Annotated in this window: 18 protein-coding genes, 1 other RNA gene and 1 pseudogene; 15 read left to right on the top strand and 5 right to left on the bottom strand. The window is 45.4% G+C overall.

The genetic code is table 11. The features are described 5' to 3' along the window. Positions 1-25 precede the first annotated feature (25 nt). Positions 26-634 (bottom strand): Holliday junction resolvase RecU, encoded by a 609-nt coding sequence (gene recU, locus NSQ37_RS17310; protein WP_094031925.1) that lies wholly within the window; start codon positions 632-634, stop codon positions 26-28. A 41-nt stretch (positions 635-675) separates the two neighbouring features. On the opposite strand from recU, the gene NSQ37_RS17305 reads away from it, so the two are divergent. Continuing rightward, positions 676-1638, top strand: coding sequence for a DUF2515 domain-containing protein (locus NSQ37_RS17305; protein ID WP_014418234.1), 963 nt, complete (start codon positions 676-678; stop codon positions 1636-1638). Between the two features lie 43 nt (positions 1639-1681). On the opposite strand, the gene sspM is transcribed toward NSQ37_RS17305, so the two are convergent. After that, positions 1682-1786, bottom strand: coding sequence for an acid-soluble spore protein SspM (gene sspM, locus NSQ37_RS17300; RefSeq protein ID WP_003153525.1), 105 nt, complete (start codon positions 1784-1786; stop codon positions 1682-1684). 205 nt (positions 1787-1991) lie between these two features. Between sspM and NSQ37_RS17295 the strand changes: the two genes are divergently transcribed. Both NSQ37_RS17295 and NSQ37_RS17290 read left to right on the top strand, forming a co-directional pair. Continuing rightward, on the top strand, positions 1992-2237 hold the full coding sequence (locus NSQ37_RS17295) for a DUF5446 family protein (RefSeq protein WP_015240083.1): 246 nt from the start codon (positions 1992-1994) through the stop codon (positions 2235-2237). A gap of 45 nt (positions 2238-2282) precedes the next feature. Beyond that, positions 2283-2651, top strand: coding sequence for a YppE family protein (locus NSQ37_RS17290; protein ID WP_007409492.1), 369 nt, complete (start codon positions 2283-2285; stop codon positions 2649-2651). Positions 2652-2689: 38 nt separating this feature from the next. Here NSQ37_RS17290 and NSQ37_RS17285 read toward each other — a convergent pair whose 3' ends face one another. After that, on the bottom strand, positions 2690-2872 hold the full coding sequence (locus tag NSQ37_RS17285; protein ID WP_003153532.1) for a YppF family protein: 183 nt from the start codon (positions 2870-2872) through the stop codon (positions 2690-2692). Positions 2873-3058: 186 nt separating this feature from the next. Here NSQ37_RS17285 and NSQ37_RS17280 point away from each other — a divergent pair, with 186 nt between their 5' ends. Then, positions 3059-3493, top strand: coding sequence for a YppG family protein (locus NSQ37_RS17280; protein WP_025284916.1), 435 nt, complete (start codon positions 3059-3061; stop codon positions 3491-3493). Positions 3494-3522: 29 nt separating this feature from the next. Here the strand turns inward: NSQ37_RS17280 and NSQ37_RS17275 are convergent, their stop codons facing one another. Next, positions 3523-3936 carry an Hsp20/alpha crystallin family protein gene (locus NSQ37_RS17275; RefSeq protein WP_017418017.1) on the bottom strand — a complete coding sequence of 138 codons (414 nt, stop codon included), beginning with the start codon at positions 3934-3936 and terminating at the stop codon, positions 3523-3525. Positions 3937-4074: 138 nt separating this feature from the next. Between NSQ37_RS17275 and NSQ37_RS17270 the strand changes: the two genes are divergently transcribed. The 9 genes and pseudogenes from NSQ37_RS17270 to NSQ37_RS17230 all read left to right on the top strand — a co-directional run bounded on the left by NSQ37_RS17270 (position 4075) and on the right by NSQ37_RS17230 (position 11449). Continuing rightward, on the top strand, positions 4075-4581 hold the full coding sequence (locus NSQ37_RS17270) for a PTS sugar transporter subunit IIA (RefSeq protein ID WP_012117833.1): 507 nt from the start codon (positions 4075-4077) through the stop codon (positions 4579-4581). A gap of 98 nt (positions 4582-4679) precedes the next feature. After that, complete coding sequence (locus NSQ37_RS17265; RefSeq protein ID WP_163113748.1) at positions 4680-6926, top strand: DEAD/DEAH box helicase; 2247 nt, start codon at positions 4680-4682, stop codon at positions 6924-6926. A gap of 19 nt (positions 6927-6945) precedes the next feature. Continuing rightward, entirely contained in the window at positions 6946-8184 is a 1239-nt protein-coding gene (locus tag NSQ37_RS17260) for a ribonuclease H-like domain-containing protein (protein WP_012117831.1), read from the top strand. A gap of 121 nt (positions 8185-8305) precedes the next feature. Continuing rightward, positions 8306-8413: pseudogene (locus NSQ37_RS17255) on the top strand (hypothetical protein); the annotation flags it as partial. Between the two features lie 83 nt (positions 8414-8496). Continuing rightward, the gene (cotD, locus tag NSQ37_RS17250) at positions 8497-8733 is read left to right on the top strand and encodes a spore coat protein CotD (RefSeq protein ID WP_003153539.1); all 237 of its coding nucleotides are present in this window, start codon (positions 8497-8499) and stop codon (positions 8731-8733) included. Between the two features lie 88 nt (positions 8734-8821). Then, positions 8822-9370 (top strand): DUF1273 domain-containing protein, encoded by a 549-nt coding sequence (locus NSQ37_RS17245; RefSeq protein WP_012117830.1) that lies wholly within the window; start codon positions 8822-8824, stop codon positions 9368-9370. Between the two features lie 79 nt (positions 9371-9449). Next, a complete protein-coding gene (gpsB, locus tag NSQ37_RS17240) occupies positions 9450-9749 on the top strand; it encodes a cell division regulator GpsB (RefSeq protein WP_003153541.1) in 300 nt (99 codons plus the stop codon). 55 nt (positions 9750-9804) lie between these two features. Continuing rightward, positions 9805-10186: RNase P RNA component class B (gene rnpB / locus NSQ37_RS17235), an RNA gene on the top strand. Between the two features lie 96 nt (positions 10187-10282). Then, on the top strand, positions 10283-11449 hold the full coding sequence (locus tag NSQ37_RS17230; protein ID WP_253612895.1) for a THUMP domain-containing class I SAM-dependent RNA methyltransferase: 1167 nt from the start codon (positions 10283-10285) through the stop codon (positions 11447-11449). A 40-nt stretch (positions 11450-11489) separates the two neighbouring features. On the opposite strand, the gene NSQ37_RS17225 is transcribed toward NSQ37_RS17230, so the two are convergent. Continuing rightward, entirely contained in the window at positions 11490-11642 is a 153-nt protein-coding gene (locus tag NSQ37_RS17225; protein ID WP_169510007.1) for a YpzG family protein, read from the bottom strand. Positions 11643-11807: 165 nt separating this feature from the next. On the opposite strand from NSQ37_RS17225, the gene NSQ37_RS17220 reads away from it, so the two are divergent. Continuing rightward, positions 11808-11999, top strand: a complete 192-nt coding sequence (locus NSQ37_RS17220; RefSeq protein ID WP_003153550.1) for a hypothetical protein — start codon at positions 11808-11810, stop codon at positions 11997-11999. 103 nt (positions 12000-12102) lie between these two features. Then, complete coding sequence (locus NSQ37_RS17215; protein ID WP_012117827.1) at positions 12103-14022, top strand: ATP-dependent DNA helicase; 1920 nt, start codon at positions 12103-12105, stop codon at positions 14020-14022. Positions 14023-14025 lie beyond the last annotated feature (3 nt).

Raw genomic sequence — 14025 nt, 5'->3', positions numbered from 1 at the left:
TTCGTTTATCAACCTTTCGCTCAGTCTACTGTTCCTGCGAAAAATAAAGCTGTTCAATAATACTAATATAATCAATTCTCGGTGAGTATCCAAGGGAAATCGGAAAGGAAGCATCTTCTAATTCGTCTCTGCGAATCGATTTTCTGCCATTGTTCTCCTTTCTCTCCCAAAAGACAAACAGCTTGTCGGCTTCGAGGAAATAAACCTTTCCGAAAGCGGATATAATAACAAAACAAATGCCGTCTTGTCTGACCACCTGCTTCATATGCTCAATCTGATGATCATGAAAATTCTGCAGGGGAAATGCCGTTTTGTTTTTTGTTTCTTTTGCCTCAAAATCAATGTAGCGCCCTTTATAAATGCCGTTGTAGTCAGTTGTGGAAGACTGTTTAAAATAAGCTTCCTTAATGACTGCGGCGCTTCTTTTCGGATAGTGGACGTTTACAATCTGGACGGGTGTCGGCTTTTTGTGAATGACAGCAATTTGGTTAGCCAGATAATACTTATTCGTTTCATTCAGGTCGTCTTCGAGGGTCATGCCGCGATTACTGTATGAATGAGACCGTTTCTGGCTGTTTTGGGATGAAACCGTTTTGTTCGGCTGAAAAGTTTTTCCATTCGGGTACCGAATCACTTTTTCCATCCTCCTTATCAAACTAATAGTGACGGAAGTGAATGAACGTGCATAAACGACAGACCGTAACCGCCATTCTTCGCCTGATCGAAAAAGAGACGAAAATAAAAAATGCCGATAATATTTCCCGGACGAATGCCTATAAAGCATATTATGACCGCCATCCTGAGATCAAGTGGCCGCTTTTGGCATCGTTTGTGTCCCGCAATGCGGGCTGGTCGATGACTGATTTAAGAGGCGTCCTTTATCAGGAGGGCCTTGACAGCAGTCAGAAAAACTGGTTTTTCCTTTCGTATGAAAGGGCGAATTGGCTGATTTTTTCTGATGCCTATCCTCAGCTTTTGGTCTACCAGTGGTCAAAACAAATCGGCGAACCTCTTTTCCGTCATCTTCCTCATTTCCGCGTCTCGGCTTTTATGCAGGAAGAATGGTTCCGCTTTTGGCGTGACGGAGATACGGAACGGCTCATGTATGCTCTTATTATAAATGAACAAAACACTATCCAAGCACCTATTATACAAAATCCTTCGTTTAAAAAGAATGTTTTTGGCACGATTCCTTTTTATTTAAGTGATTGGTTTCACTTTAATACGGTGATATTCCCTTCATTTGACGGACATTTATACGGAATCTCCGTCAAACGGTTTTCGAAAACCGAAGAAAGAATTACGCTCGGAAAACAGCTGGCCCGTCTTCTGTTCAGCCCTGATCTGCACGCTTCTTTTTACCGTTTTCTTGATACCGTTCCTCATACCGGTTCACGCTTTGATATGGAGAAAATGATCGGCATCAAAAAAAGAACATCACCGATGCTGAGGACAACCTATCCCATTGTTGCCCACCCATTAGACGGCGAAAGGGCGGATTGGTTTCAAAAAAGGTTAAGAAAAGGGGCTTTCTTACAGGAGAAAATGCCGAAACAGCTTGAACTGACGGACTGGTACTTCCAGAAAAGACGGGAGCTCCATGCGCTCTTCGCGGTTAAAGAGTGGCTGAAGAAATGAAAAAGCCCGAAACCGTTCGCTGGGGTTTCGGGCTGCTGATGTGTTACGTGGAAGGGCGGTTTGGGCCGCCTAATTTTTTATCAAGCGTATCAGTCGTTTTTGCTTCGGTTTTTTGCTGTTTACCTGCATTTTTCGGTCTCGTTTTCATACGGCACCTCCTCAACTGTATCGTTTGCATTAACGTGCCGGTTCATACAAAGTTTGCGGCACTTTTTTGTCGAAAGGCACGCCTTTTAGGATAATCTCTGTTTGTTTGCCGAACTGCTTCTAGTTTTGTCATGTGCAGAGGAGAGCGGTATGAAAACGAGAATTATATTCTAAAGAGACGCAAGTGATAAAAGGGAGGAACATGAATGTCTGTTTACACGAGCAAGGCTGATATTCTCCGTCTGCTTTCTGATATCGAATTCCGGATTTCTGCTGCTGAAAAGACGCTTACCCAAGCAGTCAGATCCTGTCAGGCGGAAGCTGAAGAAATCAGACAGGAGAAACTTTCCCGCCTTGAGGAAGAGGCGCGGGAGCTTCATGTTTGTATTGATGACCTGTTTTTGGCTGACCGGCGTAAAAAGGATTTGCCGAAAGCCTGCCGGATCAGCTGATTTTATGCAAAAACTTTGGTACCATATGTACTGAGGTGAGTCCGTTTGCAGACACAGTCGTTATTGGAGCTGACAGAACAAATGATAGAGGCGGTTCTGGAAGCCGAAAAAAGGTATCAGGATGGAAAAGAGTCAGGCCGTTCATATGATTTTTTTGAGATTATTAAACCCGATGTTGAAAAAAGAGACCGGCTTTGCGCGCTTTGGACAGAAGCAGCGCTTGCGTTTATTCAGGAAAACCGTCCGAAATACGTTCATCACGCACAAATTCAGGCCGTTACAGAAAATTTCGGAGAGCTGATGCTCCAATCATATGTTCATCATATTCATAAAAAAAGATACAGGGATTTAACTGAATCTGTTTTATATACGCTTCGTATATTAAGGGATGAAATTGAAAAAGAAGGCAGCTGAAAACGGCTGCCTTCTTTTATATAAAGGGGTCGGGTATGTTATTCATACGCCGGGTTTTCTGCTCCACTTGCTTCGAGAACCTTCATACTGTTTCGAAATTCGGTTGCGGTGAGATGGCCTTGAATATAGAGGAATTTTGCAAAGTCCATCAGTTTATCTGCACAATCTGTTTCATATTTTTTCACTTCAGCAAAACGCTTTCTTAAGTATGATACGTTCATAATGGTGCATCCCCTCTCATGTATGTTGAGATTATGGTAACATAACGATTCGACTTTTTTCTGTTTTTAAAAAATTAAGACTTTCGACAGCATTTGACAAAAATCAGAATCACCGAAAGCACATAACCACGGCGGAATTCATACATATATAGCAGAAACTTAGTGAGAGACAAGGGGGAATGTCATATGCAATGGAGAGCAGAGCCATATCAAAATATGTACCAGCAGCCGGCGGGATATTTCTACCCGCAGCAGATACAGCCATTACAGCAGCCGTATCCGCAGCAGATACAGCCATTGCAGCAGCCGCCATATCATCAGCAAGGGCAGTACCCGCAGCAATTTTATCCGAATCAGGAATACGGTCATGTGCAGCAGCCGTTTGCTCCCTCTCCTCCTCAGGCAGCCATGCCGGGGGGGCAGCCGGGGTTTGTGAATCCTTACCCCGTTCCCAGACCGAATCAGCAGCAGTCTTCCCAATTCTCAGGCATACTCTCCCAGTTTAAAAAAACGAACGGACAGTTTGACTTTAATAAAATGATAGATACAACGGGGCAGATGGTAAGCGCCGTAAATCAGGTCGGATCGCTGGTGAAAGGCTTCACCAGTATCTTCAAATAAAAAGCATGAATGATATCCATCATTCATGCTTATTTTTTAGGGAAAAAGAGGGTAAGCGTCTGTTCATTCCAGGATGTTTCCATATCTTCTTCACTCACCTTATACGGGAGGACAACGGTTCTTGTCATGCTTGAAGACACATGGGATGAATGAGCCTGTTTATGATCGTAGCGGATTGTAACGTGAAGGTAGCACCCCTTCGTTTCCACCAGCATATCACCGTCACGGAATGTCTCGGGAACGCTGATATCAACCGCGAGGCCCGTCGGCTCTTCTCTGACGTCAATCGTCACTTGCGCTTCAGTAAAAGCCGAATTGACAAGGTGCTGAAAACCCTGCATCAATTCTGCGAAGGGACCTGAGTGAAAAAATTGGTCCATCGCATGGCTGATGATGTCCTCATTTCTTTGCGGATCAAGTTTATCGTTTTGTGATTGATCCATATGACCACCGCCTTTTTACAAACAGACTATGCGATGTTATGCCGTATGGTTAAGAATTGAAGGAAAAAAGAAAGTATGGTTAAATAGTGGAGAATAAACTGGTAACGGATTCACATTTAGGAAGGGGAGCACAACACATTGCTGAAAAAATTATTCGGATTGGGAGACAGCCGGAAAAAGCCGGCCGAGGAAGTGATCTTTTCTCCGGCTGACGGAGCGGTGATGGATTTGGCTTCAGTGCCGGATCCCGTATTTTCACAAAAAATGATGGGGGACGGGATCGCCGTCGAGCCTGCAAACGGAGACATTGTTTCACCGGTTGAGGGAGAAGTGATTCAGCTGTTCCATACAAAACATGCTGTCGGCATCCGCACCCTTTCCGGAGCGGAACTTTTGATACATGTCGGTTTGGATACCGTCAATATGAACGGTGAAGGCTTTGAAGCGCATGTAAAAGAAGGAGACAAAGTGAAAACAGGCGATCTGCTTTTAACGTGCCGGCTGGATTTAATAAAAGAAAAAGCAAGCAGCACCGTCATCCCTATGGTGATTATGAATGGCGATGCCGCAGAACCTTTGCAATTTGCAGGCGCAAATGAAGCGAAAAAAGGACAAACAGAGCTTTTTACGATAAAAATGAAGTAGGCAGGGGCTGATTCCCTGCTTTTTTTCTTGTGCAGGATTTTCATCTAGCCAGGCAAACAAATATTCGGTAAACTGTACCTCATAAAGAGGTGTGAACGATGAAGAAAAAATCACTGAGCGAACTGATTCAGGAATTAAAAAATCATGAAAATATTGTGCATTGGCATGAAGAGGAACCGCGGGAGGCGAAAACCATGCCGATGCCGGAGCAAGTAGATCGGAAAATTCGGGCGGCTCTCGAAAAGAGGGGGATCGAGCGGCTCTTTACACATCAATACTCCGCTTTTCAGACGGTTCAAAACGGAGAAAGCATTGTGGCCGTCACACCGACGGCCTCCGGAAAAACACTGTGTTATAATCTTCCGGTTCTTCAGTCTATCGCGGAAGATGCCTCAAGCCGCGCGCTTTATTTATTTCCGACAAAGGCGCTCGCGCAGGATCAAAAAAGCGAGCTGAACGAAATCATAGACGAGACGGGCATGGACATTAAAAGCTTCACCTATGACGGAGATACGTCTCCGGCCATCAGGCAGAAAGTCAGAAAGGCCGGGCATATTGTGATCACAAATCCCGATATGCTTCATTCAGCCATTCTTCCCCACCATACAAAATGGGTGAGTCTGTTTGAAAACCTGAAATATATCGTCATTGATGAATTACATACGTACCGGGGCGTATTCGGCAGCCATGTGGCGAACGTCATCCGCCGTTTAATGAGAATCTGCGCTTTTTACGGAAGCAAGCCGTCATTTATCTGCACATCCGCCACAATCGCCAATCCGAGGGAATTGGCGGAGCAGCTGACGGGAAAATCAGTGCGCCTGATTGACGATAACGGCGCCCCGGCCGGAAGAAAGCACTTTGCTTTTTACAATCCTCCGATTGTAAATAAACCGCTGCATATTCGAAAAAGCGCCACCGTGGAAGTGAACGAACTTGCCAAAACTTTTTTAAAAAATAAGATCCAGACGATTGTTTTTGCCAGAAGCCGTGTCCGGGTTGAAATTATTTTAAGCCACATTCAGGAGATCGTAAAAAAAGAAATCGGCGCGAAGTCTGTCAGAGGCTATCGCGGCGGATATCTTCCGAAAGAAAGAAGAGAAATAGAGCGGGGGTTAAGAGACGGCAGCATTCTCGGCGTTGTCAGCACAAACGCGCTGGAGCTCGGCGTTGATATCGGCCAGCTTCAGGTCTGCGTGATGACGGGGTACCCGGGCAGTGTCGCGAGCGCATGGCAGCAGGCGGGCCGGGCCGGGCGGCGGCAGGGAGAGGCGCTTATCGTGATGGTGGCGAACTCTGATCCGATTGACCAATATATTGTGCGCCATCCTGATTATTTCTTTAAACGCTCGCCTGAATCTGCAAGGATTAATCCCGATAATCTCATTATACTGGTCGATCACCTGAAATGCGCCGCGTATGAGCTGCCTTTCAGAGCCGATGAAACATTCGGAGAAAATGATGCAAGAGATATTCTCGAGTATTTAGAAGAAGAAGGGGTGCTTTACGAAAACCGCGAACGCTATCACTGGGCGAGCGAATCTTTTCCCGCCTCCAACATCAGTCTCCGTTCGGCGTCACAGGAAAACGTGGTCATCGTTGACCAGTCAGAGACGGCTGATGTAAAAATCATCGGAGAAATGGACCGCTTCAGCGCGATGACGCTTCTTCATGATGAAGCGATTTATCTTCATGAAGGGGTGCAGTATCAGGTTGAAAAGCTTGATTGGGATCATAAAAAAGCGTACGTGCGAAAGGTCGATGTCGAATATTATACAGATGCCAATTTAGCGGTGCAGCTGAAAGTGCTGGACATTGACAGAACGGACAGCAGAAAGAAAACGGCCTTACATTTCGGCGATGTAACCGTGAACGCACTTCCGACAATATTTAAAAAAATTAAAATGACGACATTTGAAAATATAGGATCAGGGCCGATTCATCTTCCAGAAGAAGAACTGCATACCAGTGCTGCCTGGCTTGAATTGAAAGAGACGGATTCGGAGATCGGCGAAAAAACGCTTGAACAGCTGCTTTTAGGTATTGCCCACGTCCTGCAGCATATCGTGCCTGTATACGTCATGTGCGACCGAAATGACGTGCATGTCGTGCCGCAAATCAAAGCCGCACATACCGGACTTCCGACAATCTTTCTGTATGATCATTATCCGGGCGGAATCGGACTTGCCGATGAAGTATATAAGCGATTTGATGAAATCAATGAAGGGGCTGAGCGCCTGATCAGACAATGTCCATGTCAAGACGGATGTCCTTCCTGCATCGGCTCCGAAATAGAAGGAATAGATGCAAAGAAAGCGATACTCCGGCTCTTGAATTACGTGTAAAAGAAAAGGGGGACGAAAGATGTCCTTGAAAAATAAATTAAAGCGGATGAAAAACCACCTGAATGTGCCGGAAGCTGAAAAAAAGCCGGCAGCTTCACAACTTTCGGTCCCGGATATTCAAGTCCCATTTAGAGAAGAATGGGAGGCATTCGGAGTGAAGCCTTTCTTTTTTGAGGATGAATACTGTCTTATCCGCGAAACCGTCTATCCGCTTTCGCACCGCCACGGACGGTACAGCTTCAGTGAACTTGATGACGTCATGGCATTATGGAATAAAGGCGGATTGACACATACTTTATCAGCAGAAGGATACGAAAAAAGCCAGCTGTTCTTCTTTGATACTGAAACGACCGGCCTCGGCGGCGGGGCCGGCAATATGATCTTTTTGCTCGGTCATGCAAGAGTGTATGAAGACCGTGTCGCGGTTAAACAGCATCTGCTTCCTAAACCGGGAAACGAGACGGCTCTTTACAAAAGCTTTTTAAGTGAGGTTGACATTACGTCCCTTGTTACGTATAACGGAAAAGCCTTTGACTGGCCGCAGGTAAAAACTAGGCATACATTGCTCCGGGACAGGCTTCCGAAACTTCCTGACTTCGGTCACTTTGATCTTCTGCACGGGGCGAGACGGCTTTGGAAACATAAATTAGAGCGTGTATCGCTTTCGGCGGTTGAAAATGAAGAGCTTGCTTTTAAAAGGGACGAAGACACCCCTGGTTATTTGGCGCCGATGCTGTATTTTCAATTTTTAAAGGCGGAGGATCCGGCTCTTTTAAAGGGAGTGCTCTCGCATAATGAACAAGATGTGCTTTCCCTCATCGCTCTTTACATCCATATGTCAAAAAAGATCTTTGCATCTTCTGATCAGACGTCAGAACGTCAGGAAGCATACGCCATGGCGAAATGGTTTATCGCTCATAAAGAAACCGATCGGGCTGTTTCACAGCTGGAAGCGCTGCAAGGCAAAGCCTTTGAAGATTCAGATCGGGCCCTTTTTGACTTAGCAATGCTTTATAAAAAACAAAACCGCAGGCAAGACGCCGTGCCCCTTTGGGAGAAACTGACGGGCTCTGATCTTCACATATGCAGACACCAATCAGCGGTAGAGCTGGCGATCTATTTTGAGCATCACGCAAAAGATTACAAAAAAGCTCTGCAGGCCGCGCAGCAGGCGGCAGAAGACGGGGAAATATCGGAAAAAGAAGCTGAGAAGCTCCATGTGAGAATTGCCCGGCTCAAGAGGAAATATTCCTCTTGAAATATTGCCCGGGAAAGCGCAAAAGCCGAGCTGTTTCGCCAAAAATATTTTTTTCTGAATCCGCATCGATTTTGTTGTAGAATGGTGCCGCATCTTGTAAAATAGCGTTAGTTATTTATAGGGGAGAGTTGGTATGTATAAAGGTGTTTTTTACTTGTTCTTTGTCGTGGTTTTTTTGATTGCGTTTGTATTTTCGAATTTTAAAGACAGTTTGCTGACGCACTTTTAAATTGGGTGATTGAATTAGAACATGTACCCTCTTTTCTTCATAACCTAACAGTGTAATAAAAGTTAATGGAGAGGGGATTTAGCATGTTTCATCATCATTGTTGCAGACCAAACGTGATGCCGCCGATTGTCCATCCGACTCATTGCTGTGAACACCATTGCTTTTCTAACACGGTTGTGCCGCATATTCATCCGCAACATACAACTAACGTAAATCACCACAACTTTGAGCACGTTCATTACTATCCGCACACTTTTTCAAATGTTGACCCGACAACTCACCAGCATTTTCAGTGCGGAAGCCCTTGCTGCGATCATTAGTATTGAACGCTTAAGCAAGATCGGTTAGGATATCAGCAAATCAAAATGGGGCCCGATGGGGAGCCCCATTTTTTAAGCAGGTGATCAATTGAAAGTATTAGCCGTAACAGGATACAAGCCGTTTGAACTCGGGATTTTTAAACAGGATGACCAGGCCCTTGTTTATATAAAAAAGGCGATAGAAACCAGACTCAGAAGCTTTATTGACGAAGGCTTGGAATGGATTCTCATATCCGGACAGCTGGGGACTGAGCTTTGGGCGGCAGAAACGGCGTACGATCTCAGAGAAGAGTATCCGGAATTAAAGGTTGCCGTTATCACGCCTTTCTACGGCCAGGAGGAAAAGTGGAAGGAACCGAATAAAGAAATGTATGAAGCGGTGCTTGCTCAGGCAGATTATGAGGAGAGCCTGACGCATCGGCCGTACGAAAGTCCGCTCCAATTCCGGCAGAAAAACGCGTTCTTTATTGAAAAGTCAGATGCGCTTTTGCTTTTATATGATCCTGAAATGGAAGGATCACCGAAATATATGCTGCAGCAGGCAGAAAAACGCCGTGAAACAGACGGATATCCGATTTATTCAATTACGATGGATGATCTCCGTGCCGCCGTTGAAGAAGAAGATTTCTTTACATAACACGTCAGAGAATATTTGACAACGGGACGTGTTTCTGAATAAAATATAACATGATGATTCACGATATGAGGTGAAAAAGATGCTTGCTGATAAAGTAAAGCTTTCTGCGAAAGACATTTTGGAAAAAGAATTTAAAACAGGCGTTAGAGGTTACAGACAAGAAGACGTTGACAAATTTTTAGATATGATTATTAAGGATTATGAAACCTTTCATCAAGAAATTGAAGAATTGCAGCAAGAAAATCTGCAGCTGAAAAAACAGCTTGAAGAAGCAAGCAAAAAACAGCCGGTGCAGTCCAATACGACCAACTTTGACATTCTGAAAAGGCTGTCCAACCTTGAGAAACATGTATTCGGAAGCAAACTTTATGACGAATAGGGCAGATGCACTTGTCAAATGAGACAAGTTGCTTTATAATGAACAAGTGTTCTTAACGTTCGGGTAATCGCTGCAGATCTTTGAATCTGTAGAGGAAAGTCCATGCTCGCACGGTGCTGAGATGCCCGTAGTGTTCGTGCCTAGCGAAGAAATAAGCTAGGGCAGCCTTGATAGGCTGACGGCAGGAAAAAAGCCTACGTCTCCGGATATGGCTGAGTATCCTTGAAAGTGCCACAGTGACGAAGTCTCATCAGAAATGGTGAGAGTGGAACGCGGTAAACCCCTCGAGCGAGAAACCCAAATTTTGGTAGGGGAACCTTCTTGAAGGAATTGAACAGATAGAAGGACAGAATGCTTTCTGTAGATAGATGATTGCCGCCTGAGTACGAGGTGATGAGCCGATTGCAGTACGACGGAACAAAACATGGCTTACAGAACGTTAAACATTATTGATATGACAAATTAGAGCTCTCCTTAAAAGGGGAGCTTTTATCTTGAATGAAACGAAAGCTTAAAAGAGACAGGGTGATACGATGAAGAAGTACACACTAATAGCGACAGCGCCGATGGGAATTGAAGCGATCGTCGCCAAAGAAGTGCGTGATTTAGGTTATGAATGCAAAGTAGACAACGGAAAAGTCATTTTTGAAGGAGATGCGCTTGCGATCTGCCGCGCTAACTTATGGCTGCGGACGGCTGACCGCATCAAAGTACAGGTCGCCGAGTTTCAGGCGAAAACGTTTGATGAGCTGTTTGAAAAAACAAAAGCGATTGACTGGCGCGCGTACATTCCGGAAAACGCAAAGTTCCCCGTTATCGGAAAGTCCGTGAAATCAGTGCTTGCCAGTGTGCCTGACTGCCAGCGGATCGTCAAAAAGGCGATAGCGGAAAAGCTGAAACTTCAATCAGAAAAACAAAATGAATGGATTGAAGAAACGGGCCCCGAGTATAAGGTGGAGATTTCCCTTTTAAAAGATAAAGCCGTGCTTACACTGGATTCATCAGGAACAGGCCTTCACAAACGGGGATACAGGGTTGATCAGGGAGGAGCTCCGATTAAAGAGACGCTCGCTGCCGCGTTAATTCAGTTAACCAACTGGACGCCTGACCGTCCGTTCGTCGATCCGTTCTGCGGTTCCGGCACGATCGCCATCGAAGCCGCTTTAATCGGGCAAAACATTGCTCCCGGTTTTAACCGTGATTTTGTTTCAGAAGACTGGGAATGGATCGGAAAAGAACTGTGGGACAAGGCGCGTCTTGAAGTGGAAGAAAAGGCTAACTATGATCAGCCGCTGCAGATCTTTGCCAGTGACGTGGATCACCGGATGGTAAACATCGCCAAAGAAAACGCAGAAGAAGCGGGACTTGGTGACCTGATCGAATGCAAACAAATGCGGGTGCAGGATTTTACGACGAAACTCGAATACGGCGTAATCGTCGGAAACCCTCCGTACGGCGAACGGCTCGGCGAAAAAAGGGAAGTCGAGCAGATGTATAAAGAAATGGGCCGGGCATTTGAATCTCTTGATACATGGTCTGTCTACATGTTAACGTCAAATGAACAATTTGAAGAGGTCTACGGAAGAAAAGCAACCAAAAAACGGAAGCTCTTTAACGGTTTTATCAAAACGGATTATTATCAGTACTGGGCTAAAGTGCGGCCGCAGCGGAAAAAGCCGCAACAAAGAGAAGACGCCTGAAACAGCGTCTTCTCCGGCATCTTTACGTTTTATTCTGCCATTACCAGCGGTGCGCTTTTGCGTTGCTCCGTAAAATAATGTTGGTCTTGGACATTTCGGTGTGGCCGTTCACTTGCGATTTAGAGCGTTTCGGCCGCGTCCAATTGTGATGAAACAATTCAGAATGCTGATCTAATCGATCTTTATAACTCATGTAACCATCACTCCCGGATAGAATAATTTTGTGAAGATGGATATTCGATCGAATATCTGTTGTAGTTTGTGCAGGTCAGGTGCGGATCATTCAGAATGGCATGTATAGAAAGTGAAGCATCGGCATAGAATGATGATTATTTCTATTTGAGAGGTGATCTATTTTATGCTGAACAGCGAGCACTTCAGTAAAATACAAAAGGCGTTAGACGCAACTGCTTTCCGGCTGGAGGAAGCCGGAGCGGAGTTCGGTCCTTCCGCCATGACACACGCACAGGAAGAACTTGAAAATGCGGTAAAACATACACATTCAACAGACCATCCGTTCCTATGTACACATATCATTAACCGGAAATGATAATGGCAAAAACTTGGCGAGGCCAAGTTTTTTTGTTGTATTGAAAAGGGTTAAATGATATTATAGATGGTCTGAATGCCGAATAGTTAGGGGTTGGAGTTGGGTGACAACATCACGTTTGCCTTTTGCTTTAACAAAAGAAAAGAATTTTTACGAAGAATTGAACAATTGGATTGGTGACGTGTTTTACGATATCCTTCCCGAGAAAGGCTTTGACCTTCGGGATGAGCAGGTATTTATGGCGTTTCAGCTTGAACGGGCATTTAAAGAGAAAAAAGTCATGTTCGCTGAGGCAGGAGTCGGTACGGGGAAAACGCTGGTGTATCTGCTGTTTGCCATCAGCTATGCCAGATATACGGGTAAACCGGCCATTATCGCATGCGCCGATGAAACGTTAATTGAACAGCTTGTCAAAAAAGAAGGCGACATTTCCAAGCTGACAGAACATTTGGATCTGCAGATTGATACACGGCTGTCCAAATCCCATGAGCAGTATCTGTGTCTGAAAAAGCTTGAGAAAACGATGCAGCGTTCTGATGATGAAAAGTGGCTGGATCTTTATGAGTCGCTGCCTTCATTCGTACACGAATCACAAGCGATGCAGCGCTTTTATCCGTACGGCGACCGCAAACAGTACGCTGATTTGACGAATGAAGAGTGGGCAGGCGTCAGCTATGATTCCTTCCAAGATTGTTTAACTTGTGATATGAGACATAGATGCGGTTTAACACTTTCGAGAGATCATTACAGAAAATCAACGGATCTGATTGTTTGCTCCCATGATTTCTACATGGAGCATGTATGGACGGAAGAATCACGCAAAAGGGAAGGACAGCTGCCGCTTTTGCCGGATCACAGCGCCGTCGTGTTTGATGAAGGACATCTGCTGGAATTCGCCGCGCAAAAAGCGTTAACGTATCGCGTGAAGCAGTCGACGCTTGAGCTGTTTTTAGAGCGTCTGCTTCAAAATGATATCAGAGAGGAATTCGCCGAACTGATTGAAGATGCCCTTGCCGCAAACGATGAGTTTTTCTATGTGCTGTCAGAGGAATCGAAGGAAATCGCAGGCTCTCACCGATTGGACATCCAAAACGATCAGCGTGTTAAGCGTGCGGCTGACGAACTGTGCCGTCTGCTCGATAAAATCGGGGAGGCGCTCGTATTTGAATCGGAAATGTATACGATCGATAAGTACGAGCTGTCAGTCGTAGAAGAATACGTCGAACAAATGGCATATTCGCTGTCGCTGTATCAAAAGGATGCCATCAGCTGGCTTGAAACGCGGGATACAGACTCAACGTTTGTCGTTATGCCGAGAACTGTAGCCGAAGTTTTGGGAGAAAAGGTCTTTTCTAAAAAGATTCCTTATATCTTCTCATCGGCCACTCTTTCTGAGGGCGGTTCATTTGATTATATCGCTGACAGCCTCGGAATCCGTGATCCTTTATCATTCACCGTTGAATCTCCGTACGATTATGAGGAGCAAATGTCTGTTGCGCTTCACGGTGACATGACGTCTGAGCAGAAAACAGCCGAAACGATTGAAACCATTAAGAAGAATGAAGGACGCACCCTCGTTCTTTTCCCTTCCTTTGAAGACATGAAGGAATTTAAAGAACAGGCTGCCGCGTGGGAGCTGCCGTATCCGATATACTACGAAGGTGATGAAGAAATCAGCAGTCTGGTCGAAAAATTCCAGCGGGATGAAGAATCCGTGCTTTGTTCCGTCCACTTATGGGAAGGTCTTGACATTCCCGGTGACTCGCTCCGGAATGTGACCATTTGGGCGTTGCCGTATCCGCCTCATGATCCCGTGTTTACCGCAAAGCGGAACGGAGCGAAAAAAGATCCGTTTGAGGAAGTTGATCTGCCGTACATGCTCTTGAGAGTCCGGCAGGGAATCGGCCGCCTCATCCGTTCTAATCAGGACAGCGGAACCATATCCATTTATGCGGGCGGAGAAAGTGAACGGGTCTTGGCCGAAGTCAAAAAGATCTTGCCTGTTACACCGAAAATCGTATAAAAA

It is taken from the genome of Bacillus sp. FSL P4-0334 (genome assembly GCF_038004825.1).
Classification (GTDB): Bacteria; Bacillota; Bacilli; order Bacillales; family Bacillaceae; genus Bacillus; species Bacillus velezensis.
This window is presented reverse-complemented; position numbering and strand designations above follow the sequence as displayed.